The sequence below is a fragment of the Fusicatenibacter sp. genome (assembly GCF_050872605.1).
Taxonomy (GTDB): Bacteria; Bacillota; Clostridia; order Lachnospirales; family Lachnospiraceae; genus Fusicatenibacter.
In genome coordinates this window covers 80726-103796 of sequence record NZ_JBNMHD010000003.1, presented here as the reverse complement: position 1 = coordinate 103796, position 23071 = coordinate 80726, and the positions used below count along the sequence as shown (strand labels likewise).

The window sequence follows — 23071 nt, the reverse complement described above, 5'->3', positions numbered from 1 at the left end:
TCTATGTCTGTTTATTATCTATTCTTATGTTGTTCATTCGCATTTCTTTTAAAAAAGGTTAAAAAAACAGCAGGCATTCGTTCCGGCCTGCCCGCACATGCAATTTTTGCTATGCTTTTTCTGCCTGCGAATGTTTCTTATTTTTCTTTCTTCTGATTGGAGCTGCAGCAACAGCAACAACACATCTCCATCATTCTGTTCTCCTGCATTCGTCTGTTGTCTGTTTTTTTCATTTGCTGTTCTCCTTTCCTACTAAGTCGATATGTTTTATGTGTTTCTCGATTACATGGCATATTATAATGCATATTTTTTCTATGCGCAACCCCTAAAACGCCTTTTGGTAATTGTTATTTTGATGAATCACTTATAGGTTTTTCCTATTGGTTAGTCATACCAGAAAGATATTACTTATCACACCTGTAGGCTGATTTTGCTTTTTCCCGGCCAACCGCCGCAACTTTTGCAATGTGCTCAAAATTTGATACCGTTACCTTATAGCAGATCCGCCGGATATGATCCGTTCCTTAAAAGGACGCATCCACTTCGCCCACATCCGCAATCTGAAGTTCCACAGCCAGCAGGATTTTCGCATGAACGATTTCGCCTTTGCCCCGATGCTTGCAAGCATGGCTGGAAACTGGGTGGAAAACGGGGAGTACCCGGCGAACCTGGAGTTTCTGAAAGAGATGGTGGAAAATATCAGCTACAACAATGCTGTTTCATATTTCCTGTGATTTTCGCATGCCTTATTGACAATTATTCCCACATACCGTACAATAAAAGGGATTACTGATCAACGAAAGGATTACAGAAACATGGACGACTCAGGCAGTATGCCTCGACGATGCTTTATTTTCATGATTTGATAAACGGAGACATAATCTATCTTTGATTCCGCCAGATTCAAGATAGGTTATGTCTTTTTGTACATTTTTGCATCGTGTCCCGGTTTTCTAAGAAAGGAAAAACAAATGAACAGCGACATTGTGTCACTCATCATCATTCTTATCTGCGTCACGCTCTCAGCCTACTTTTCGGCGACGGAGACTTCTTTCACCTCGCTGAACCGCATCCGCATGAAAAATATGGCAGAAAAAGGCGACAAGCGGGCGGAACTGGTGTTAAAGTTGCTGGAGAACTTTGACAAGCTGCTCTCCACGATTCTCGTCGGCAACAACATCGTCAACATCGGACTCAGCTCCCTTGCCACGGTGCTTTTTATCAAGCTTCTCGGCGGCGACTCCGGTGCGACGGTTTCCACGATCGTAACCACTATCGTGGTCCTGATCTTCGGCGAAATTTCCCCGAAAAGTATTGCAAAAGAATCCCCGGAAGTGTTCGCGAAATTTTCAGCGCCGTTTCTTCATATTCTGATGCTGCTCCTGACACCGGTGACATTCCTCTTTTCTCAATGGAAGAAGCTTCTCTCCTGCATTTTCAAATCCTCGGAAACCCACGGCATCACCGACGAGGAGCTGATGACCATCGTCGAGGAGGCGACCCAGGAGGGCGACATCGACGACCAGGAAGGCGATCTGATTCAGAATGCAATCGGCTTCATGGAGATGGAGGCCGCAGAGATTTTTACTCCGCGTGTCAACGTCATCGGCATTCCGCTCGATGCGACGAAATCCGAGATTGCTAAGACTTTCTCCGACACCGGATTTTCCCGGCTGCCGGTGTATGATGATGATATCGACCACATTGTGGGAATTGTGTATCAGAAGGATTTCCACAACCACATTTACCACACCAACAAACCGCTAAGCAGCATCATCCGCCCGGCGCTCTTTGTAACCGAGAATACGAAGGTCGGCCCGCTGCTGAAAAAAATGCAGGCGAAGAAATCGCATATTGCCATTATCATCGATGAATTCGGCGGCACAGACGGTATCATCACCATGGAAGATATCCTCGAAGAGCTCGTCGGCGAAATCTGGGATGAGCATGATGCGGTTGTACAGGAAATCCAAAAGGTTTCCGACACCGAATACCTTGTGACAGGAACTGCGAGCATCGACAAGGTGTATGAAGAACTCGATATTGACAAGGAATTTGATGTATTCACTGTCAGTGGCTGGATTATGGGAATTCTTGAACGTGTACCGAAAGAGGGCGATCATTTTGTCTCAGACGGGCTTGATGTAACTGTATTGAAAATGGCAGACCGCAGAGTCGACAAAGTACGGATTGTGCGGCTCCCCAAAGAAGAAAACGAACAGTAAGCGATTGATATGATTTGCATACAAAAACGGATCGAACATCTCGATCCGTTTTTGTATGTTCTGTATCTCAATTTCGCATGGCTCTGAATGGTTACAAAAATTTTATAATCTGACACGTAGCGCAAATGACCTCCTCTATGGTATCATGGAATCATAACCAACTTAAAAGGAGGTCTGCCTGTTGCTTAAATTTCACCGAACAAATCTACAGGAAAAACTGATGGAAGCCCTGAAAGCAGTTCTGCCGATTATCGTTATTGTTTTGCTTCTTGGCTTCACGCTTGCCCCTCTTCCGTCCGGTGTTCTGACATCATTTCTGATCGGATCTGTTCTTTTGATTCTTGGCATGATGTTTTTTACCCTCGGAGCGGATCTGTCCATGACGACCATCGGCGAACGCGTGGGAACTGCCATGACGCGTTCCCGGAAACTACAGATTGTTCTGCCCCTGTCTTTCTTTCTTGGATTCATCATTACTATCTCAGAACCGGATCTGCAGGTGCTGGCCGAACAGGTTCCTTCGGTTCCAAACTCTGTGCTGATTCTGGTGATTGCCTGCGGCGTCGGTCTTTTTCTGGTCGTCGCATTACTTCGCATGCTGATTGGTATCTCACTTTCCCGGCTTTTAATTTTCTTTTACCTGATCGTATTTCTTCTCGCCTTCTTTGTCCCCGACAACTTTCTGGCCGTTGCATTTGATGCGGGCGGTGTCACAACGGGTCCCATGACAGTTCCCTTTATCATGTCCCTCGGTGTCGGCATTGCTGCAATTCGAAGCGATAAACATGCTGCCGATGACAGTTTCGGACTTGTCGCTCTCTGCTCCATCGGCCCTGTGCTCTCGGTTCTTCTTCTGGCACTGATCTTTTCCCCGGAAGGAACCTATCTCATGCCCTCTGTTGCGGAACCGGCGGATTCTATCGCACTCTGGCAGATGTTTTATCGTGAGTTTCCTTCCTATATGAAAGAAATTGCGATTGCACTGCTCCCTATCATCGCATTTTTTGCTGTCTTTCAGATTGCTGTCTTAAAACTTGATCAAAAAACACTGGTGCGCATTATCATTGGTCTGGTTTACACGTATGTCGGTCTTGTTCTTTTCCTGACAGGTGTAAATGTCGGCTTTATGCCGGCCGGTATCCTTCTTGGCGAGCTTTTGATGTCACTTTCCTGTAAATGGCTCATCGTTCCCGTCGGCACACTCATCGGCTACTTTATCGTTATGGCCGAGCCTGCTGTTCACGTTCTGACACAACAGGTCGAGGAGATCACATCCGGCTCGATCCCCGCTTCTGCCATGCGCTACAGTCTCTCCATCGGTGTCGCCGTCTCTGTCGGTCTTTCCATGATCCGCGTTCTGGCCGGATTTTCGATCCTCTGGTTCCTGATCCCGGGCTACGGACTGGCACTGGGTCTTTCTTTCCTTGTGCCGAAAATTTTTACTGCGATTGCTTTTGACTCCGGCGGTGTTGCATCCGGCCCGATGACCACAACGTTTCTTCTTCCCTTTGCCATCGGTGCGTGCAGTGCTGCCGGCGGAAGCATCGTCTCTGACGCATTTGGCATTGTCGCTATGGTTGCCATGACACCGTTGATCACAATTCAGGTTCTCGGTGTGGTTTACCGGTTCGGTACACGGCACACCACGAAGCAGGAACCATCCCTTACCACCTGGGATATTCAGCATGATTTTGAAATTATGGAACTGTAAATACAGAGCAAAAAGGAGGACCCTCGGATGCATCCATTTTATCTTATGCTCACTGTGGCAGACCGCAGACTGGGCGAAAAATATCTGAATTTTTATCTTGAACACCAGATTGACATTCAGTTTGTCACTCTGGGACGTGGTACCGTCAGGGATGACATGCTGGACTATTTTGGGTTGGAAAGCCATGAGAAAGCGATCCTCTTTTCCCTCATCTCACTGGAACAGTGGCTGGAAATCCAGCATGGTTTGTGGAAACAGCTTCATGTTGACATTCCCGGAACGGGAATCGCATTTCTCATCCCCTTAAGCAGTATCGGCAGTCGTGGACTGTTTACCTATCTCTCCCAGAAACTGAACGTTGAACCGAATAAGGAGGAAACCATCTTGCAAAATACAGAATATGAAATGATTGTAGCCGTCACAAACCAGGGATATACCGAGCCTGTCATGCAGGCAGCACGCAGCGCTGGCGCTGGCGGTGGCACAGTAATCCATGCAAAAGGCACTGGTATGGAGGGTATGGGAAAATTCTTTGGTGTTACACTCGCTGCTGAAAAAGAAATGATCTTTATCGTCACAGAGACCGCAAAGAAGAAACAGATCATGCAGACCATTATGGAACAGGCCGGCATGACCACAAAAGCAAAAACCATTCTCTTTTCCCTGCCGGTCACCCATGTATGCGGTCTTACGCCATCGGATGCGTTTTCTCCACTCGATACTTCTTCGGTGACATCCCATACCGCTCTTTGAAAATCCGATGAAAATAACTCATATTCTCATACCCGACCCGCTCACTGATGTCCGCCACGGAAAGTCTCGTTGTCTCCAACAGATAGGCAGCCTGGATCAGGCGCTTGTTCTGTACAAGCTCGGTATAATTCTTTCCGGTCAGGCGGCGGATCATACGGCTTAAGGTATAAAAATCGTAGTGAAGTTCTTCCGAAAGCTCCAAAAGGCTCCCTTCGCGGTAATGCTCCTCTATGTAGCGGTATACACCAAGCAGCATCTCCTGCTCAAAATACTGCTCCCCCACCTGTACACGGTCGGTATAGTTCATAAGCTGCAAAAATAAAAGCCCCATCGTAATCTGATTGATGCTTCGCTTATTGCTCTGATGATGCAATAATGTCCAGACAAGGTTTTCAATCAGATTCTGCACCGGAAGAACATCCGCGATTTTGTAATGCAGATAGCAAAGCGGTGCCTCCCCACTTTTCAGACAACCGACAATAAAATCCTTCAGCTGATTCTCTTCCGTCCCAATCATCTGCAGCGTCTGGTCGAAAAATTCCGGCAGAATCAAAAAGTTGACCGCGATATCGTCATGTCTCGCCGGTTCAATTTCCTGTACTGCGCTCTGATTCAGAATCAGCAGCTCTCCCGTTTTTAACTCGATCCGGTCACCATTGATCGTATGAACAGTGCTTCCCTGACACATGTAAATTATCTCGACATAATTGTGACTGTGTGCAGGGAAACGGATAAACCGCGTATGTGGCCGGATGTCAATCAGTTTTCCCCGCTCCAGCAGCTTTCCCGCATCCATCACAAACTTCTGCCCGCTCGAATACCGCTCTTTTTCTACTTCTGTCTTTCCGTCCAGAATCGCCTGCTCCTCCTCGGTGATCCGGGACAGCTCTGCTATAATTTCCTGTTTCATGATGATTCCTCACATTTTTCACGTTTTTTCTGCTTTCTATTATATTCCATTCTGATGCAAATAAGCAATGTACTTTTTCTTCTCGCTTTCTGATAAATATTCTTTTCCTACGCAGAAAAACAGCAAGTACTGCACTGCCAAGTGAAGCGTAACGAAGATTCTCTCTTTACAATTTCACTTTCTTAAAGTATACTTTAAGAAGTTATTCTACTATTCAAACTCTATCGTTCAAGGAGGTTTTTTCATGGACCAGCAGACCTATACCATTCGTGAAATGTCCGAGCGTTTTGGACTTCCGGCCTCTACGCTTCGTTATTATGAGGAGATCGGACTTTTGACGGATGTCATTCATACCGAAAGTAAGAAACGAATTTACACCCAGCAGCACATTAACTGCATGACCGCAATTCTCTGCTTCAAACGCACCGGCCTTCCGATTGCGGGGATTCAGGAGTTTTTCCGGCTTGAGAACGATATCCCGGGAAATATTGACCAGATGGTTGCCATTCTCAAGGAACATGAGCAGAATACACGCGAAAAAATCGAGCGCATGGAATCCGATCTGGAGCATATTCAGCAGAAAGTGCGGTATTACAGCGCGGTTCGCGATGCGATTAAAAATGGGGATGAAATGCCGTCGTGGGATTCCTGTGGCTGTGAGGAGAAGGCGCAGTAGATTTCTCTCCAGGCTTTTCCGCCGCAGACACACACAAGTTTCAAAAGAGCAGGTAAGAAAAGGGACCAACATCCACTTTTCTTACCTGCTCTTCTTATTTTTTCTATCACCTTTGCCCTTCATACCCGGAATTTTTTCTGCATTTCCCGCATAAAATCTTTTCCGCGGAAGAAAAACAGCCCGATCAGGTACAGAACACTGATGCCCACGCAGATCACGGACGGCCAGGTGATGCGGACGGTTCCCGTCAGCCACAGGATCGCCGGAACGATTCCTGCTGCTCCGGACTGCATCAGATAAAAGAGGTACTCACTGACCTCCATTTTGTACGCTCTTGCCAGAATCTGCATCGTCGCGCCATTCAGAAGAACGGCGAGCGGAATTGCAAAATCGACAGACCAGCCGATCCAGCCCGTCGCATAATCCCATAGAACCGCACCGATCATAATAAAGATCAATTGCCACATACTGTTTTTGAGTGGATTTTTCCGTTTCTGATATCCCACCCGGATCAGAAGCCAGGCGCAGAACACACCCGCTGTCGCATAACCTGCCCACCACATCTGCGGCGTTGCAAGGAAATTCATCATCCAGCAGAGTACGACAGCTGCGATGCAGGTGAAAGAAAAAATTTTCAATCCCAGTTTGGCCGTCCCGTGCGGCTGTTCTTTCTGTCCCGGAAAATCATTTTCCTCCTGTTCACAGACAATGCCCTCTTTCTGCAGCAGATGCATCAGGTTCCGTTCAATATTGGAATCGGCGATTTTAGATGTGATTCCAAGCACCATGCTGTCACCGTAGGAGCAGGAACACATCTGTACTTTGTCGGTACTGGTGAAAAATCCGAACCGTTCAATGTATGTTTCATACTCCGGCGGCATCTGAATCCGGCCGATATTGGAATAGACAGTCGTAATGCTTCGTCCGCCGAGCGTCGTGCCCGCCATCAGCGCCAGATTTTTGATTTCCAGCGGCACGGCGCGCAGCACCGGATTCCGCTCGATCCGCACCAGATCATTCATACGTGTAGAAATCTCCTGCTTCAGCGCCTCTTTCTGCATCGCGGCTCCCGTGATCTGCAGGACATCCTCAAACGATGCCTCCGGCCCAAGATCACAGGCAATCTCGATCCAGCTCCAGAAATTCGTCATCGATGCAGATGGGAAAAAGTTACGCAAGTTGGCTGGAACCATCAGAGAAACCGGCTTTTTCAGCCTGCTTTTCGGGATTTCTTCATATACCGCATATACCAGCGCCGCCGCAAGGTACGCCGTTACCGACACACCATGTGCTTTTGCGCACTTATGAACTGCTTCCGCAGAAAGCAGAATCTCAGTGATTTCCATCTCCTCCTGCTCCAGATACTCGCCTTTGATCTGGTATGCCGGGCGGCTTTTTTCTTTTTCACTTTTCTTTCCGGTGTAATACTGGGAAAAGCTGTCCTCCTCGAAATCTGTCTCTGTCAGCATGTCTTCGCTGACCTTTGAAAAGATTTCCCCGGGATGACACAAGATCAGATAATTGCTCACCAGTTCTTTCAGAAACAGCATCGCGCCGGTGCCGTCTGTCAGAGCATGGAATACTTCGAAATTGATTCGGGTTTTATAGTAAGAAACCTGGAAAAGAAGCGTTTTGTGGTCGGGTACGTAAATCTTACTGCATGGCGGACGCTTTTCCTCTTCTACTTTTGCTGGCAGATCGCGCTTCTCCAGATAAAACCAGAAAAGACCTTTCCGCAGTACCATGGAAAACACCGGGTAATGCTCCATTGTCTGCTCCAGTGCTTTCTGCAGCAGATCCGCCTGGATGTCCTCTTTCAGTTGGCAGTAAAACCGGAAGACTCTCGTATCCTTTTTTCCGGTGGCCGCCGGAAATGCCTGTGCCGCGTTGTCCAGCTTTCTCCAGCGCGAAGAATGTTCTTTCTTCATTTTCTATGCCTCCTTACGCCTTCCCGGGTGTCAATTGTTTCTTCATCTTTGAGATGTTTTCCAGTTCTTCGTCTGCATTTTTCTGCTGTTTTTCTTTCTTTAAAAATGCATTCATATACTGAAAACTTTCCTGCACATATAGGTGCTCAATGCCAAGCGCAAAATAGCCGTGCAATGCGCCCTTGATCCGATGATGTTCAACCAGATTGCCAGCCCTTTTCAGCTTTTTCGCATAATCCTCGCCCTCATCACGCAGCGGATCGTACTGCGCCGTCAGTACCAGCGTGTCCGGCAGTCCCTGCAGATTTTCTGCCAGTACCGGTGCAAAGTACGGATTTTTGCGGTCTTCTTCGGTCCGCTGATACAGAATTACATAATCTTCCATTTTGACACTGGTCAGAAGGTATCCGGTTCCATTGGTTTTCACGGATTTGTACGGTGATTTCTCTGTGTAACAGGAATTCACCGCCGGATAAATCAAAATCTGTTTCCCCGGCAGCAGTTCTTTTTTGTCCCTCGCCATCAGGCAGACCGCAGCCGCAAGATTTCCTCCTGCGCTGTCGCCCATGATCGTGACATTTTCCGGCGTTACCTCCGGCAGAATCTCCCCGCGCAGCATTGCCTGGGCGGCGGCGTAGCAGTCTTCTAAGCCTGTCGGGAAACGATGCTCCGGTGCAAGACGGTATTCTACCGATACAACAATCTGCCCCGTTGACTGCGCCATGCGTGCGCAGACACGGTCGTATGTCTCCACACTCTCGGTTGTCCAGCCGCCGCCATGGAAGAACAGAATCGCTTCTTTTGCACCATGCTCCTCCATTTTTTCATCCGGGAAGAACAGCCGAATCGGAACCTTGTAGTCCCCATTATATATTTCCATATCCAATTTTCGCAGAAAAATACGGATCGGATCCAGCTTCTTGATATCGGCAAGCCGACGGGCGGATTCTACTTCAATTCCGCCGTAGGACAATACATTTAAAATGGCTTTGACTGCTTTTTTCATTCGCTCTCTCCTCTGTTGCTATTTTTCTGCTTCTGTTTTTCGTCTAGTTGCAATGTACTGCTTCAAAAATTCATACATCTGCTCATCCGTTGGCGGACAGCCTTTCAGATTGCATGCGAACCCGGAAGTACAGCTTCCCACACCAAGCGCCCCGCTCTTTCCCCGGTATCCCTGCCCGATGCAGATTTTTTCGTGGAGTTCCTGCAGCAGTCCTTCCTCCTTCAGCCGTTCAAGCGCCGGGATCAGATAGCCGTAGCAGGCACTGCAGGACTCAACTTCCTCTACGGCATCCTGCAGTTCCACGATCTTCCGTTTTTCCGGAATCACTCTTTTTTCACCAATTTCGCCAATTTGGCGGATTGAAAGCCGTGTGAGATCAGCGCTGCCCACGCCCAACTCTTCTGCCATTTTGACATACGGGACATCTTCTGGCTTATAATGCAGTTCCGCGCAGACATATGCATCGATCAACACCGGATCTAACCCAGCGAAAAGGCGATTCATGATAAACGGATTACCGCCATCCTCAAAGTCGAGATCTCCGCAGATATTATCCACCAAAATAAAATCCTGATGAATCCCCAGCCCCAGATGCGCAATTGGCCGATGAAGTCCCATGGCATGAAAATGACGTTTTTCTTTATTCGGCAAGAGACCTTTCATGTTTTTCAGTGCGCAGGTAATTTTAGTCTGGCAATGGCCTTTCATGACTGGGACATTGATCATAAAATCCACCTTTTTCGCACATTCGCAAATCTGAAGTTCCATATCACCACACTGCACCGGCATGCTTTTTTCCTTCTGCGCATCGATAAGTGGAACACCGTACTGTTCTGAAAGCATACGGTATCCACAGACCTCAAACGATTCCTCTGTCTTATCCCCGACCCAGGAACCTTCCATGATTTGAAGATTAGCAAATCCGTTTTCCTGAAGATATTCGATGATCCCCGCAACCACCTCCGGATGTGTCGTCCCTCCAAACTCCGCCGGGACAGGCGCTACCAGATTTGGCTTAATACCGATGAGACTGACCTTCGAAGGAATGAGCGTAGCTAAGGCACATTCGTTCAAAAGCTGTTTTGTCATTTCTTTATATTCCATTCCCTGTATCTGGATAATTTCGTTTTTATTCATTTGGTATTGCGGCCCCTTTATTCTGATTTGATTTTTTCTGACATTCGATATTCTTTAGTATATAATAGTTACTGCTTTCTTTCAACTCATCCAAAAATAAAATCATTTCCTGTGAACTGTAACCATTCCCGTCATCTCCAGCTTCATAGAAAATTAAGCACTGTATGCTTGTAAGATTTCCAATCGCATTGTATAATAAATGGAAGACGGTACACAGAAAAAGTACCTCATTAGAAAGGAACTGACATGAGTTTTGAAGATGATTTAAAGGATGTCGGCGACAGTATTGGAAAGCTTGTGGACAACGCTGTAAATTCTCAGGATTTTCAGGAATTAAACCGGAAGATTTCAGACACCATCAACCAGTTTGTCTACCCAAACCGGAAGGGACCATTCCGTGCAAATGGCACACAGGAGCCGTCCCGCGGCTATTCCGCAGATACTTCCTACAGCAGCCAGTATTCTTCCCCTAATAATACAGCGCAGCAGACCGGACCGCATCACTATTCCTACGGGCCGGGAGGCACGATGCCGGTTAAGAGCGCGAACCCGGTTCCCAAACCTTCCCATACCTGGCAGACCCCCCAGAATACGGAATGGAACAGCCGCATACAAGAACGCCGTGTACTGCGCGAGCGCTTTATGCCATCCACCGATCTTGCACTTGTCGGCGGATTTCAGACGGCCGCCGGCTGGGGTGTCACCGGACTGTTCGGCTGCTGCACAGCGCTTAGTCTGTATTCCTTATTTGCAGGTCCGGACGGCAGCGCGCTGATTCCTTCTCTTATTTTTGCCGCATTTACCATCGGCGGCGGCATTCTTCTGAAAAAGGGAAGCAAAAACCGGCGTCTGGTCCGCCATTTCCGCCAGATCTGTACGCTGATCGGCACAAAGGAATATATTTCCACGAAAGAACTCTGCGACAGTATGCACTGTGAGAAAGGCGAGCTTCTGACCGATATTACGACCATGATTGATAAATCCATGCTGCGCCAGGGCCACCTCGACGAGAATGGTACCTGTCTGATGGTGACAAATGACTGCTACGACCAGTACCGCGCAATGCTCGCCAGCCAGAAGGAACAGCAGATTGCTGAACAGAAAGCACGTGAACAGCTGGAAGCCTCCGGTGTAACGCCGGAATACCAGCAGATGCTGGAAGAATGTGAATCTTATATTCAGAAGATCCATCAGTGCAACCTGGATCTGCCGGGTGAAGTCATCACAGCCAAGCTGAGCCGCCTCGAAACGGTTGTTACCCGGATTCTCGAGGAGGCAAAAAAGCGCCCGAAGGAAGCCGCCGCCCTGCGGAAATTTATGGATTACTATATGCCGACAACCTGGAAGCTGCTCGACGCTTACCGTTCCTTTGAGAACGAACCGATTCAAAGCGACAATATCCTCCGAACCAAGAAGGAAATCGAGGATACACTGGATACCATCAATGCCGCATTTGAAAAACTGCTTGATGATCTGTTCCAGACAACGGCATGGGATATTTCTTCTGATATCTCTGTTCTACAGACGATGCTGGCGCAGGAGGGACTGACAAATCAGGCAGGTCCGTCAAAGCAGGATATTGAGCCGCTTCACATGTAACTATTCAAAGCTATACAATTGAAATCAAATCACCGGTTACGTTCCGTACCGAAGAAAAGGAGAATAGAAAACATGAATGATTTTGTAAAGGACACCACTGAAATTCCAAGCTTAAGTTTCGGTGCTCCAGAGCCGGAACCGGAACTTCCGGTACAGCAGCCGGAAGAAAATAAAGAGGTCATGGATGATTCTGTTCTGTCCGACGAACAGAAAGCCATGGTGGATGCCTTTGTTTCCCAGATTGATCTTGCCAATACAAACGGCATTCTGCAGTACGGTGCCGGTGCACAGAAGAAAATGGCAGACTTTTCCGAGAAAACGCTGGAGAACGTCAGAAGCAAAGATCTCGGGGAAGTCGGCGATCTGCTCACCTCTGTTGTGACAGAGCTGAAAACGTTTGACGCAGAAGAAGAAAAGGGACCATTCTCTTTCTTTAAGAAAAGCACGAACAAAATCAATGCAATGAAAGCGAGGTATGACAAGGCAGAGGTGAATGTCAATAAAATCTGTGACGTGCTCGACGGCCACCAGCGGCAGCTTCTGAAAGACATTGCCATTCTGGATCAGATGTATGCACAGAACCTGAATTATTTTAAAGAGCTGACCATGTACATTCTCGCAGGAAAGAAAAAGCTGGAGCTGGTACGTTCCACAGAACTCCGTGATCTGCAGAATAAAGCGCAGATGACCGGAAAGGCCGAAGATGCACAGGCTGCCAAGGATCTCGAAGATCTCTGCAACCGATTTGAGAAGAAACTGTATGATCTGGAACTGACCCGTATGGTTTCGATCCAGACAGCGCCGCAGATCCGCATGATTCAGAACAGCGATTCTGTAATGGCCGAAAAGATCCAATCCACACTCGTCAACACCATTCCGCTCTGGAAAAACCAGATGATCATTGCACTCGGCGTTCATCACTCGACTGAGGCTGCCAAAGCACAGCGCCAGGTTTCGGATATGACAAATGAGCTTCTGAAAAAGAATGCGGAGAATCTGAAGATGGCAACGATCGAGACTGCAAAAGAATCTGAGCGCGGTATCGTCGATATGGAAACCTTAAAACAGACGAACCAGAGCCTGATCTCTACCCTCGATGAAGTGATGAAGATTCAGGAGGACGGCCGCCAGAAACGTGCCGCCGCTGAAGTTGAGCTGGTACAGCTCGAAAATGATATTAAGAAAAAAATGCTGGAGCTTTCTGCAGGCGGACAGCACTGATACTTTTTGTATCCTATATGAAAAAAACGGAGAAGCCGCTTTTTCTGTGGTTTCTCCGTTTTTTACGTCCTGTCTTACCCTTATCTCGGGCGTTCTGCCTTTTCATTCTTTCTTCGGTATTCCGTGAAATAAAATTCAATATCAAAGCAGGTCTGCTCATCGCCCTCTTCTACCATCTCCCAATCCGGTGATTCGTCAAGATCCTCAAAGAAGGTATCCGCCTGATACGTCATGTCAATTCGTGTGACGTATGCCGTATCACAGTATGGGAGAAGCTGGCGGTAAATTTCTCCGCCGCCCGCAACATAAATATCGTCGTCCTCGTACGGCTTTAACACTTCCATCAGCTCTTTGATACTGTGGACAACGGTTGCGCCGCGGACAGTCCATTCCGGATCACTGCTTAAAATAATATTCGTTCTGCCTTTTAACGGCTGGCCTGCCGGGAGGGTAGCCAGCGTTTTTCTTCCCATTACTACAACGTGTCCCATCGTAGTCTCACGAAAATACCGTAAGTCAGACGGAATGCTCACAAGAAGTCTTCCCTGATATCCAAGTCCCCATTTACGGTCTGCGCTTAAAATTGCTTTCATTTTGTTTCCTCTTTCTGCTTTATTTTCTGATCCATGCTGCCGGACCGGAATCCTTCCAGATCCAGCGTAAGGTAGGAAAAGCCGAGATTTTTCAAGTATTCTGTGATCTCCTCCCGTTTTTCCAGCACCTCACCCATCCGCTCCGGCGCGATTTCCAGACGGACGATATCGCCATGGACACGCAGGCGGAGATTTTCTTCTGCTCCAAACATTGTATGCAGCCATGCTTCGCCCTCTGCAATGCGGTCCAGCAGATCATAATTGATTTCTGCTCCATACGGGAGGCGTGTTGCCATGCACGGGGTGGACGGACGGTGTGCAACGGAGACGCCGTATTCTGCCGCAAGCTCCTTTACCTCCGCTTTTGTCACATGACAGGCTGCAAGTGGACTGATCACGCCGTACTCTTTCAGTGCTTTCAGCCCTGGACGGTACACGTGCAGATCGTCCTCATTCGTTCCGTCAAGCACCTGATTCACGCCGTGCGCATGGGCAAATTCCAGAAGTTTTCCAAACAGATGATGCTTGCAGAGATAGCAGCGGTTTTCCGGATTGCAGCGGATTGCCTCCTGCTCCAGTTCATCAACATAAAGGACTTCATGAACGGCACCGACTTCTTTTGCTACTCTTGTCGCTGTCTCCAGATCACAAGGCGGATGCAGCCGTGTCTGAAACGTTACTGCGTAAACTTTTGTGCCGTGTTTTGCTGATGCGTCCATGACCAGCTTCAGCAGCAGACTGCTGTCCACGCCGCCGGAGAACGCAAGGCAGAGATCCTGTTTCGTGATCTCATCAATTCTGGCAAGCAATGCTTTTTTCTTTTCCTGTAATTCCATCGTGTCTGTCTTCCTTTCCCGTAAAATATCCGATGTCTTTGTAAAAGAAAATCCATCGGCGGCACTGCTGCCCCGATGGATTTTCTCATGCAGGTATTCCTGTTTTAGCTGTAAGTCGGATCGCTTCCAAAAGCACCGCCAGTCCATGTATAACGGGTCGGGTTTGTCAGCGGATAATCCAGATTGTCGCCAATGCGGACGGTTGTTCCGCTGCTGACATTATAATAGATCCATTTCGCATCAATTGCAGCCAGTCTGACACAGCCGTGGGACATCGGTGATCCAAGGGAATTGAAGTCCACTGCTGAAATGTTATTCAGATCTTCTGTGCTGCTTGCTACGCCATGGAAGTAAACAGCGTCATAAATCTGTGATACATATGGTGCCCAGCACACATAATCTTCACCTGTCATCTGCTTCTTTTTCAACTGCCAGCCGATTTTATAGGTTCCTGCTGCTGTGTAACTGATCGGATTTCCTACGGAGCAGATCATGGATTTGATTGGAGTATCGTAAGCACCGGTTGCACTGTTGTAGCCGTAAATGGTTACACGTCCGCGGGTTCTGTCTACTGTGATATACTTGGAAGACGGATTGAAAATGCTTGTCACGTCCTCCATCAGAGAACCGTCTGCTTTGCGGTAACGGCGGTATTTTCCGATGTACTCCCATCCTTCCGTGATTCTTCGTCCGGAAGCATCGAATTTGTACTGTTTTCCATTGATCGTAGCGGTGCAGCTCTGATATCTTCCGCCCCAGCTTCGGAAATAATACTGAGAACCGTTCAGTGTCAGCCACTGATCATGATACATGCCGCCCCAGCTCTTGAAGTAGTACCAGTTTTTATCATGAAGAATCCACTCGTCATGTGCCATGCCGCCCCAGCTCTTCATGTAATAATAGTTACCGTCATGGTAAACCCAGCCGGTCAGCATTCTGCCATTTTCATCCAGATAATAATAGTTATTATCATAGAAGAGCCAGCCTTTCTGCGTCCGTTTGGTTCCGTCTGCGTTGAACCAGTACCAGTTATCTCCGGATTTTCCCCACTCATTTTTGTACATACCACCCCAGCTCTTGAAGTAGTATTTTCCATCGAGCCATTCATTGGACAACATCGTTCCGTCAGATTTCAGGTAATATTTATTTCCTTTGTAAGTCAGCCAGCCGCTGGTGTATTTCTTTCCGTTTCCGTCAAAGTAATACCATACGTTGTTGACTTTTGCCCATGCATTTTTGTAAGCTGCACCCCAGCTGCGGAAGTAGTAGGTGTTATCCAGCCACTCATTGGAAGCCATTTTTCCATTGGCTTTCAGATAATAGCTGTTTCCATTGTAATCCAGCCAGGAGTTTGTCAGCAGTTTTCCACTGTCTGCCGTCGTCCAGTACCAGATCGTCTGAGTTGCGGTTTTAATTTTTTTCCAGCCAGTTGTGGTCGAAACGGTTCCGTCAGCTCCGACATAGTAATAATTGCCTTCATATTCAGCAACATCATTAACGCGCATGCCGCCCCAGCTTCGGAAGAAGTACAAGGTTCCATTCAGATTCAGTGCATTGTCTTCCATATGGCCGTCTTCGTGGAGATAATATTTATTTCCATCGTAATTGAACCAGCCGGTTCGTACGCCGCCCCAGCTTCGGAAGCTGTACCATTTTCCATCAATTTCAGCCCAGCCGGATTTATTTTTCTGATTGCCGGTCTCCATCTCGAAGCTTCCGTCTTTCATGTCTCCGTTCGCATCAAAGGAACCTGGTTTCATATAGTAGGTTGCTGTATCTACCTTTTGCCAGCCGGAAAGGAGTTCTCCAGTTTCTGCATCTACCAGATACCAGGTAGAACCTACTGTCAGCCAGCTTACGGTACGGTCTTCCTGCTGATATACGGTGTGGTTTCCAAGAGATACGGTGCTGTCTGCATTCAGATAGTAGGTATGTGTTACCCCTTTTTCATCGACAACAGTCTGGAAACCTGCCTCTTTTACGCGGGTGCCGTCATTGCCGAACAGATATGTTACGTTGCCTACTTTCTGTGTTGTGCTCCAGATGGCATAGCCGTCTTCATCTGCGTAGTAATCATCAATGCTGCCATCCTCAAATTCGATGGTAACAAGTTCATTTTTTCTCAGATCCGGTGCAAATACCTTTCCTTCACAGATACCCTTCTGCAGAGAACCAAGTTCATCTTTTGCAGGATCTTCCCCTTCTTCCTCAAAATAGTAGGTTCCGGTTTTGCCATCTTCATCTGTCAGGTCAACTTCACCTGTCAGCATGTAGCCATTTTCATCAAATGCATAACTAATGCCATCGATTTCCAACACTCCAGTGGCAGCAGTTACCTTGTTATTCTCATCAAGGACTCCATACTGAAACAGTTTCTTTCCGTCCTTTTCAACACTGTTCCAACCCTCTTTCAGAGTGCTTTCTGCAGGAGCTGGTGTCTCAGATGGGTTTGTACCCGGCGTCTCACTCGGATCCGGTGTAGTGGCCGGTGTCTCGGATGGGTTCTCGTCCGGAGCCGGTGAGGCATCTGGTGTCACACCAGGTGTTGCTTCCGGTGTTGCTTCCGGTGTTGCAGCAGGAGTCGTTGTGACCTCTTTCTCCTCACTCTGCACTGCCGCATCGCTTTCCGAGTTAACTGGTAATGAACTTGTTTCTGTAGAAGCTGCATACGCACCTGCTGGTGTAACGCTTACCATCACGCCAAGCACGGCCGCTGCCAGAAACTTTCTTTTCATGCTTATTCATCCTCCCATTGTTTGCTCTTATACACTTTATAGATTACTACATTTTTCCAGGTATTTCAAGTTTACTGCCAGTAAAATACCTTACAAATTTCTTATGCTTTTTTCTGTTTTTTCGGTCAGCTTCAAAGGCTGCTGTTCTTTCAGGGAGAAAAAAGACCCTCCTTTTTGACTGCGCGTCCTAAAGGAAGGTCTTTGTCTTATTCATTCACCGTTGTAGATCCATAGATTTCTGTCTGAAGTCTTGCAATCGTTGCGGAAAAATCCGGAACCAGCATCTCGCCCTTGCCGGAATACAGATCATCGTACGGCACACGGCTCTGTACAATATCGTAAGACAGAATCGTCGGCAGCTCACCGATTAGTGTCATCAAGGTAGACTGGTCAATGTTGTGGGTGACACTTGGAAGAATCGTATCGGCCAGTGCACTCAGTTCGGTCACGCTGGATGATTTCATCTTCTGCATCATCTTGCTTAAGACTTCTCTCTGACGCTCTGTTCTCTGGTAATCTGAATTTCCAACATATCGGATCCTTGCATAGGCAACCGCCTGATAGCCATCTACATGCTGCTCGCCGCCTGCTGTGTACTGATGTGCCGATGCATCCACATTGCGGAGACCACACATTTCGTTCACATAGTTGTTTGCTACCCGAACCTCGTCATCACTCGGGGAAAGTTCAATTCCTCCGATGGCGTCGATAATATCAATCATGGAATCAAAATCAACGCTTGCGTAGTTATCAATCGGCAGTTTGTAATTATCCTCAATCGTACGGACAACCAGAGGACCGCCGCCGTATGCACAGGCTGCATTCAGTTTTTTTACACCGACATCCGGAATGTTTGCATAAAGGTCACGCATAAACGATGTCATGTGAATCTGTTTGGTATCTTTGTTGATGGACATTAAAATCATGGAATCGGAATTTCCATACCAGGATTTGTCACGCCGGTCAACACCGATCAGAAGAATGTTGTAAACCGCACTGTTGTTTGGAAGCTCAATATCCTGCGTTTCATCGATAATCTCCGACTGCAGTGCATCTGTCTCCTCGTCGGTCAGTCCGATACTTTCCGCTTCTACCTCAGGGGATTTATTGATGGTAACTTTATCATCACTCACATAATTACTCTTGCTGTAATAATGATTGATCACGGCGTATACGCCAACGAGCACAACCAGCACAACTACGAGAAGAATGGTGAGTACATTGACCCAGCCGAATTTTTTCTTTCCGGAGGAATGGCGTCTTTCCGGGATTTCATCCTCGTCATCATATTCTTTTCTCATAACGACCTCTTTCATTTTCTTATTTTCCGGTATTTTCCAGCCGGATATCGTTTATAATATAGTCAAAAAACGGACTGCTGTCAAGTGCGCAGTCCGTTTTCTCTGTTTTCAATATCTTTCTCCTTACAGTTCTTCCCCAAGTCCCGTCCGGATGGAATTGACAAGGAACTGCAGAGCTTCCTCCTCGTCCTCTCCCTCGCAGAACAGCTCAATTTCGTCTCCGCATTTGACGCATGCGCCAAGGACGCTTAAGACGCTCTTTGCATTTGCTGTATTTCCATCTCCGTAGTGGAATGTAATAGATGATTTAAACTGCATTGCCTGTTTGCACAGGGTTCCGGCCGGGCGAAGATGAAGGCCGGTTGGATTTTTCACGGTCACTTTTCCGCTTACCATTGGTTTCCCTCCTAATTTGTTCCTGTCGTTTTATTTGCTACTGCTTTTTCTTTGATATGAATCGTTGTTTTGACACTGTCTACGAGCTCATAGCCATCCGGCAGTGTGATTTTTACCGGTACCTCGTAATCCCCGACACCCATTCCATTCAGATCTATGGATGCGTTGATCTGGGAAGTATCTAATTTGGCCAGATTTTTGTCCGATGCTTTAATGCGGATTGCAAGCTGTGTCTGATCATACAGAACGGTATAAGTGGACTGAAGATTGCTCGTCTCGATCTGATCGACATCAAGTTCAAATTCCCTGCTCTCATTCGGCATAACCGTTACGTGAACGGTAACGGATGCAGACGAACTGGAGGATACTTTCAGATCTGTCACATCGGCGAGAACATCGCTTAAGTCAACCGTCGTCTCCACATCGGAGCGCTGTCCCGCAACGGAGGTATAGTCTTCCGAAATTTCAATCGTATTGCCTTCATCCGCCAGCTTTGCAAGTGCCTCCTCGGATCCGGCAACGGTGATTTCCTCCGGTGTGGTATAGATATTTTTAATCTGATAGCCGTCTGCCGGAGTTCCGCTGTACAGTGCACTCAGCTTAATACCGGATACACGGCGCCACAGTTCAATATCCACATCCACCTGCGGGGAGCCGTTGTCGAAATTCAAAAATTCCATCTGGGATTCCGGCATCTCATCCTGGTTTTTATCAATAATCATCAGATCCGCCGTGACGGTTCCGGAGTTCCGCATATTGGTTACATCTACTTTTGCCACAACACTGCTGATCTTATTGATCAGGGACGCCGGGCCGGAAATGGTGATGCTCTCCGGATCGGAAGTCATCGTTCCCACTTCGTAATCTTTTGCCGGTTTCGTATTTCCTGCGTCAATTGTGATCGGAAATTTCGCACTGTCCACATCTTCGATTTCCACAGGGATTGTCGCTGTGACCGTGCTCAGTTTTTCCTGTTTTACCATCGAGCACGTTGCCTTGATCGGCACATAAACAGGGTTGGTATCCATCGTTACAATCTGGGTCAGATCGGCCGTAACGGTGATATCCGATGCTTTCAGCCTGCTGACAACGGAGTTGTTATCTGTGACGGTAACGGTGACCGTCTGGTATTCCTCCGCAATCTGATACGTTTTCTTTCCGGCTGCGATGTAGGCTTCGTTTGTCACCTGCACCGGGACATCAAAACGCTCTTTTACAATCGGGTCATTCACACTGACCACAACGTACCAGATTACAATGGCAATCAGGATAGAAAGAATTTTCAAAGGGAGATTGTTCAGAAGCTTTTCCAGAATTTTCTTTTTCATTTCTTCTCTCCCTCCACTTTCTGACGCATTCCGCGGATATGCCATCCTTTCTTCTCTTCCGGCTTTTTCGCGAGCTTCTGGATTTTGTGAAGCTGCTCCCGAAGGTCGCTCGGTGTTACTGCCGTGTGGAGTTCTCCGCCGGAAGCATACGACACATTTCCGGTTTCCTCGGAGACAATAATCGTAAAGGAATCCGTCACCTCACTGATGCCGACACCTGCACGGTGGCGTGTTCCAAGATTCTTGTTCAGATCCATGTTGTCGGACAGCGGCAGGTAACATGTTGCTGCCGTGACACGGTTGTTCCGTACAATCACGGCTCCGTCGTGCAGCGGCGTATTGTGTTCGAAAATATTGATCAGCAGCTGGCTGGTCAGAACGCCGTCAATCGGGATTCCGGTCTTTTCATATTCCTCCAGGGTGATGGTCTTTTCGATGACGATCAGCGCTCCGGTCTTTACTTCTCCCATTTCAAAACTGGCCCTTACCAGTTCATTGATGGTTTTGTCACTGAACCGTTCATTTTCCTCCTGGCCGCTCGCAAAAGAAATGGCAGACAACGGATTCTTTTCTCCAATCTGCTCGACCACTCTTCGAAGCTCCGGCTGAAAGATAATTACAACCGCTGTGATCGCCGCCCCGCCGATGTTTCCGAACAGCCACAGAATCGTCTGCATTTTCAGCACGTTTGCAATGATGACAAAGACACCAATCAGAAAAATACCTTTCATCAGCGTATAGGCCTTTGTATTCTGCAGCCAGCGGATCAGGTGATAGACGAAAAATGCAATGAGCAGAATCTGCACAATATCAATCAGTTCAATTTGTTTTGGCAGCCCGTAGTCTGCCGTTCTTGTGACAATCCAGTTCCACACGCCACGCACACTGTCACTTCCTTTCTTTTCCCCCGGCCGGTTTTCTTCTGATTTTCAAAATTCTTTTAAAGATCCTTTAAGGTGTCCTCCAGCATGTTCTTATAATCCACATCCTGATAATCGCCCTCGTCCAGCGGCGGAATTTCTTCTTCCTGAATTTCTTCTGTTTCGTTTATTTCTTCTATTTCTTCTATTTCTTCTTTTTCCTCGATCTCATCAAGATCCCTGCTGTTCCCGGATTCTTCTGTATGTCCAAGATTTGCCAGAGCATCGAGTTCCTCGTCTGTCAGATCCGGTTCTTTTTTCTTTTCATTCCGAATATAAGTCACACGGCGCTGTGCCTTTGTCACATTGAATTTTGGAACGGCTTTTACGTAGTAATAATAATCGTCGTCATCATATTCCAGGTATTCTGTCCGGGTGTAGTCTGCACCGAACAGGAAAAACTCCAGAACAAATCCAACCAGACAGCCGGCCGCCGCCCCGATCAGAACCATCGGGAGTGCAATCTGTACATCCAGTGCCAGGCTTCCGGCAATCATAATAACCGCATAGGCAACCGAACCTGCCACAATGGAAATCTGCCATGCATAGTCCGCACTGCTGTGGCGGATTGCATTGACAAGAAGTACGGTCAGTGCGCAGGCCATCAGAACCAGCAGCATTTCCTCATTGCGGAAGAGGCCGTTGAAAAATTCCTGTACGACCGCCGTGATCTCCGGTGTTTCCGCTGCGTGAATCAGAGGCTCCATCTTTCCATGAATCATCTCACACATATAGTAGACAACGATACCGCAGGCTACAGAAAATACGGAGAGCGGCGTACCGGCAAGACCATAGGCAACCGGAACGGCAGATGGCACGTGAAGCCAGAATGCGAGCGGTGTCAAAAGGAGTGCCGGCGCATCCTTCGGCACAAAGCGAAGATATAGAAACCAGAGCACCAGCAGAACCAGCACCGCAAGACCCGCGATTACCATGTGAAGTGCAAAGCAGTGGCCGATGATCACCAGCATTGCAAGGAAAACCATTCCATTCAATGGCAGGATGGCGCAGATCAGTGACAGAATCAATACCACATACATGCTGTTCAGCATCTTCAGATAGCCGAGATTGGAATTAATACCACGAAATACAGCAAGAGCGAGCAGAAATTTCACAATCGGAAGTATGATTCCGCTGCAGGAGCCGTAAAACTCTTTTAATTTTTCTTTCAGTTCGATCAATACTGTCATGTTTCCTTCCTCCTGCGCCCGGATTTCTTCCCGCTTTTTTCCTGTTCCTCATACATGTTCTGCAGGTCATCCAGCTCTTTTCCATACCATTTCAGCTTTTTCTGTGCTCTCTGGTAACGGATCGTGCTGATCACATACACGGCAATGGAATAGACTGCCAGAAAACACAGATAGGACGCGATCAGACACCCCGCTGCAAACTGCAGGTCGATTGTGTCTATCTCGTCCACCAACCATTCAATATGATATAAGACTGCAACCGCAAGTACCAGAATGTATCCGATGGAAGCCAGAAAAAAATTTTTCAGAAGCTCTTTTCCGATGTAATCACTCCGAAAATAACGGCCGATTCGTAAGGCATTTTTTTCTTCTTTTTTTTCGAAAAAAGCCAGTTTTGTCATCTGACGAATCCTTTTTTCGTCCAACATGCCTCTTGGTCTCCTCTTCCCGTTCTAAATTATGTTTATTTTACCATATATTTCCGATATTGGAAAGCTATTCTCAAAATATTCACACACTATTTGTTACAGTTCACTGGTACCCAGCGAACTGTAACATTCGCTGCCCTCATTTAAAGTTTTGCTTCGCAAAAGGAGGGCTGCTCAC

General features: G+C 47.5%; 19 protein-coding genes and 1 pseudogene. 7 read left to right on the top strand and 13 right to left on the bottom strand.

Annotation, left to right across the window (positions count from 1 at the left end):
- Nucleotides 1-605 precede the first annotated feature (605 nt).
- The 4 genes and pseudogenes from ACY2VT_RS02005 to ACY2VT_RS01990 form a co-directional block, all read left to right on the top strand.
- Nucleotides 606-734 (top strand): annotated as a pseudogene (locus tag ACY2VT_RS02005) (glucuronate isomerase); the annotation flags it as partial.
- Nucleotides 735-971: 237 nt separating this feature from the next.
- The gene (locus tag ACY2VT_RS02000) at nt 972-2225 is read left to right on the top strand and encodes an HlyC/CorC family transporter (RefSeq protein ID WP_461878684.1); all 1254 of its coding nucleotides are present in this window, start codon (nt 972-974) and stop codon (nt 2223-2225) included.
- Between the two features lie 220 nt (nt 2226-2445).
- Nucleotides 2446-3936 (top strand): DUF1538 domain-containing protein, encoded by a 1491-nt coding sequence (locus tag ACY2VT_RS01995; protein WP_461878714.1) that lies wholly within the window; start codon nt 2446-2448, stop codon nt 3934-3936.
- 27 nt (nt 3937-3963) lie between these two features.
- A complete protein-coding gene (locus tag ACY2VT_RS01990; RefSeq protein ID WP_461878683.1) occupies nt 3964-4689 on the top strand; it encodes a P-II family nitrogen regulator in 726 nt (241 codons plus the stop codon).
- Here the strand turns inward: ACY2VT_RS01990 and ACY2VT_RS01985 are convergent.
- The gene (locus ACY2VT_RS01985) at nt 4625-5599 is read right to left on the bottom strand and encodes an AraC family transcriptional regulator (protein WP_461878682.1); all 975 of its coding nucleotides are present in this window, start codon (nt 5597-5599) and stop codon (nt 4625-4627) included. The two genes, ACY2VT_RS01990 and ACY2VT_RS01985, sit on opposite strands and share 65 nt — an antisense overlap.
- Nucleotides 5600-5843: 244 nt before the next feature.
- Between ACY2VT_RS01985 and ACY2VT_RS01980 the strand changes: the two genes are divergently transcribed.
- The gene (locus ACY2VT_RS01980) at nt 5844-6275 is read left to right on the top strand and encodes a MerR family transcriptional regulator (protein WP_461873680.1); all 432 of its coding nucleotides are present in this window, start codon (nt 5844-5846) and stop codon (nt 6273-6275) included.
- A 119-nt stretch (nt 6276-6394) separates the two neighbouring features.
- Here ACY2VT_RS01980 and ACY2VT_RS01975 read toward each other — a convergent pair whose 3' ends face one another.
- From ACY2VT_RS01975 to ACY2VT_RS01965, 3 genes are read right to left on the bottom strand one after another with little or no spacing between them, the layout of a single operon-like run.
- Nucleotides 6395-8203: a DUF6320 domain-containing protein gene (locus ACY2VT_RS01975; protein WP_461878681.1), complete on the bottom strand. Its 1809-nt coding sequence runs from the start codon at nt 8201-8203 to the stop codon at nt 6395-6397.
- A 13-nt stretch (nt 8204-8216) separates the two neighbouring features.
- The gene (locus ACY2VT_RS01970; protein WP_461873678.1) at nt 8217-9209 is read right to left on the bottom strand and encodes an alpha/beta hydrolase; all 993 of its coding nucleotides are present in this window, start codon (nt 9207-9209) and stop codon (nt 8217-8219) included.
- 18 nt (nt 9210-9227) lie between these two features.
- On the bottom strand, nt 9228-10346 hold the full coding sequence (locus ACY2VT_RS01965; RefSeq protein WP_461878680.1) for a DUF362 domain-containing protein: 1119 nt from the start codon (nt 10344-10346) through the stop codon (nt 9228-9230).
- Nucleotides 10347-10592: 246 nt separating this feature from the next.
- Here ACY2VT_RS01965 and ACY2VT_RS01960 point away from each other — a divergent pair, with 246 nt between their 5' ends.
- Both ACY2VT_RS01960 and ACY2VT_RS01955 read left to right on the top strand, forming a co-directional pair.
- Nucleotides 10593-11945 (top strand): 5-bromo-4-chloroindolyl phosphate hydrolysis family protein, encoded by a 1353-nt coding sequence (locus tag ACY2VT_RS01960; protein WP_461878679.1) that lies wholly within the window; start codon nt 10593-10595, stop codon nt 11943-11945.
- Nucleotides 11946-12017: 72 nt separating this feature from the next.
- Nucleotides 12018-13166 carry a toxic anion resistance protein gene (locus ACY2VT_RS01955; protein ID WP_461878678.1) on the top strand — a complete coding sequence of 383 codons (1149 nt, stop codon included), beginning with the start codon at nt 12018-12020 and terminating at the stop codon, nt 13164-13166.
- A gap of 80 nt (nt 13167-13246) precedes the next feature.
- Here ACY2VT_RS01955 and ACY2VT_RS01950 read toward each other — a convergent pair whose 3' ends face one another.
- The 9 genes from ACY2VT_RS01950 to ACY2VT_RS01910 form a co-directional block, all read right to left on the bottom strand.
- On the bottom strand, nt 13247-13759 hold the full coding sequence (locus ACY2VT_RS01950) for a dihydrofolate reductase (protein ID WP_461878677.1): 513 nt from the start codon (nt 13757-13759) through the stop codon (nt 13247-13249).
- Complete coding sequence (gene larE, locus ACY2VT_RS01945) at nt 13756-14595, bottom strand: ATP-dependent sacrificial sulfur transferase LarE (RefSeq protein ID WP_461873675.1); 840 nt, start codon at nt 14593-14595, stop codon at nt 13756-13758. The genes ACY2VT_RS01950 and larE overlap by 4 nt, the downstream gene beginning before the upstream one ends.
- Before the next feature lie 104 nt (nt 14596-14699).
- Complete coding sequence (locus ACY2VT_RS01940; protein ID WP_461878676.1) at nt 14700-17330, bottom strand: L,D-transpeptidase family protein; 2631 nt, start codon at nt 17328-17330, stop codon at nt 14700-14702.
- Nucleotides 17331-17536: 206 nt separating this feature from the next.
- Nucleotides 17537-18631 carry an LCP family protein gene (locus ACY2VT_RS01935; protein ID WP_461878675.1) on the bottom strand — a complete coding sequence of 365 codons (1095 nt, stop codon included), beginning with the start codon at nt 18629-18631 and terminating at the stop codon, nt 17537-17539.
- A gap of 123 nt (nt 18632-18754) precedes the next feature.
- Nucleotides 18755-19027 (bottom strand): HPr family phosphocarrier protein, encoded by a 273-nt coding sequence (locus tag ACY2VT_RS01930; RefSeq protein ID WP_022462230.1) that lies wholly within the window; start codon nt 19025-19027, stop codon nt 18755-18757.
- A gap of 11 nt (nt 19028-19038) precedes the next feature.
- Nucleotides 19039-20355, bottom strand: a complete 1317-nt coding sequence (locus tag ACY2VT_RS01925) for a CdaR family protein (protein WP_461878674.1) — start codon at nt 20353-20355, stop codon at nt 19039-19041.
- On the bottom strand, nt 20352-21239 hold the full coding sequence (cdaA, locus tag ACY2VT_RS01920) for a diadenylate cyclase CdaA (RefSeq protein ID WP_330410111.1): 888 nt from the start codon (nt 21237-21239) through the stop codon (nt 20352-20354). The genes ACY2VT_RS01925 and cdaA overlap by 4 nt, the downstream gene beginning before the upstream one ends.
- 56 nt (nt 21240-21295) lie before the next feature.
- Nucleotides 21296-22465 (bottom strand): hypothetical protein, encoded by a 1170-nt coding sequence (locus tag ACY2VT_RS01915; RefSeq protein WP_461878673.1) that lies wholly within the window; start codon nt 22463-22465, stop codon nt 21296-21298.
- Entirely contained in the window at nt 22462-22893 is a 432-nt protein-coding gene (locus ACY2VT_RS01910; RefSeq protein WP_227093941.1) for a hypothetical protein, read from the bottom strand. Before ACY2VT_RS01910 ends, ACY2VT_RS01915 begins: the two co-directional genes overlap by 4 nt.
- Nucleotides 22894-23071: the final 178 nt, after the last annotated feature.

Coding starts and splice junctions, on each gene's coding strand:
- ACY2VT_RS01915 (WP_461878673.1), bottom strand. CDS start 22,465: ATGACAGTATTGATCGAACTGAAAGAAAAATTAAAAGAGTTTTACGGC.
- ACY2VT_RS01955 (WP_461878678.1), top strand. CDS start 12,018: ATGAATGATTTTGTAAAGGACACCACTGAAATTCCAAGCTTAAGTTTC.
- ACY2VT_RS01935 (WP_461878675.1), bottom strand. CDS start 18,631: ATGAGAAAAGAATATGATGACGAGGATGAAATCCCGGAAAGACGCCAT.
- ACY2VT_RS01950 (WP_461878677.1), bottom strand. CDS start 13,759: ATGAAAGCAATTTTAAGCGCAGACCGTAAATGGGGACTTGGATATCAG.
- ACY2VT_RS01925 (WP_461878674.1), bottom strand. CDS start 20,355: ATGAAAAAGAAAATTCTGGAAAAGCTTCTGAACAATCTCCCTTTGAAA.
- larE (WP_461873675.1), bottom strand. CDS start 14,595: ATGGAATTACAGGAAAAGAAAAAAGCATTGCTTGCCAGAATTGATGAG.
- ACY2VT_RS01975 (WP_461878681.1), bottom strand. CDS start 8,203: ATGAAGAAAGAACATTCTTCGCGCTGGAGAAAGCTGGACAACGCGGCA.
- ACY2VT_RS01980 (WP_461873680.1), top strand. CDS start 5,844: ATGGACCAGCAGACCTATACCATTCGTGAAATGTCCGAGCGTTTTGGA.
- ACY2VT_RS01970 (WP_461873678.1), bottom strand. CDS start 9,209: ATGAAAAAAGCAGTCAAAGCCATTTTAAATGTATTGTCCTACGGCGGA.
- ACY2VT_RS01990 (WP_461878683.1), top strand. CDS start 3,964: ATGCATCCATTTTATCTTATGCTCACTGTGGCAGACCGCAGACTGGGC.
- ACY2VT_RS01995 (WP_461878714.1), top strand. CDS start 2,446: ATGGAAGCCCTGAAAGCAGTTCTGCCGATTATCGTTATTGTTTTGCTT.
- ACY2VT_RS01965 (WP_461878680.1), bottom strand. CDS start 10,346: ATGAATAAAAACGAAATTATCCAGATACAGGGAATGGAATATAAAGAA.
- ACY2VT_RS01940 (WP_461878676.1), bottom strand. CDS start 17,330: ATGAAAAGAAAGTTTCTGGCAGCGGCCGTGCTTGGCGTGATGGTAAGC.
- ACY2VT_RS02000 (WP_461878684.1), top strand. CDS start 972: ATGAACAGCGACATTGTGTCACTCATCATCATTCTTATCTGCGTCACG.
- ACY2VT_RS01985 (WP_461878682.1), bottom strand. CDS start 5,599: ATGAAACAGGAAATTATAGCAGAGCTGTCCCGGATCACCGAGGAGGAG.
- ACY2VT_RS01930 (WP_022462230.1), bottom strand. CDS start 19,027: ATGGTAAGCGGAAAAGTGACCGTGAAAAATCCAACCGGCCTTCATCTT.
- ACY2VT_RS01910 (WP_227093941.1), bottom strand. CDS start 22,893: ATGTTGGACGAAAAAAGGATTCGTCAGATGACAAAACTGGCTTTTTTC.
- ACY2VT_RS01960 (WP_461878679.1), top strand. CDS start 10,593: ATGAGTTTTGAAGATGATTTAAAGGATGTCGGCGACAGTATTGGAAAG.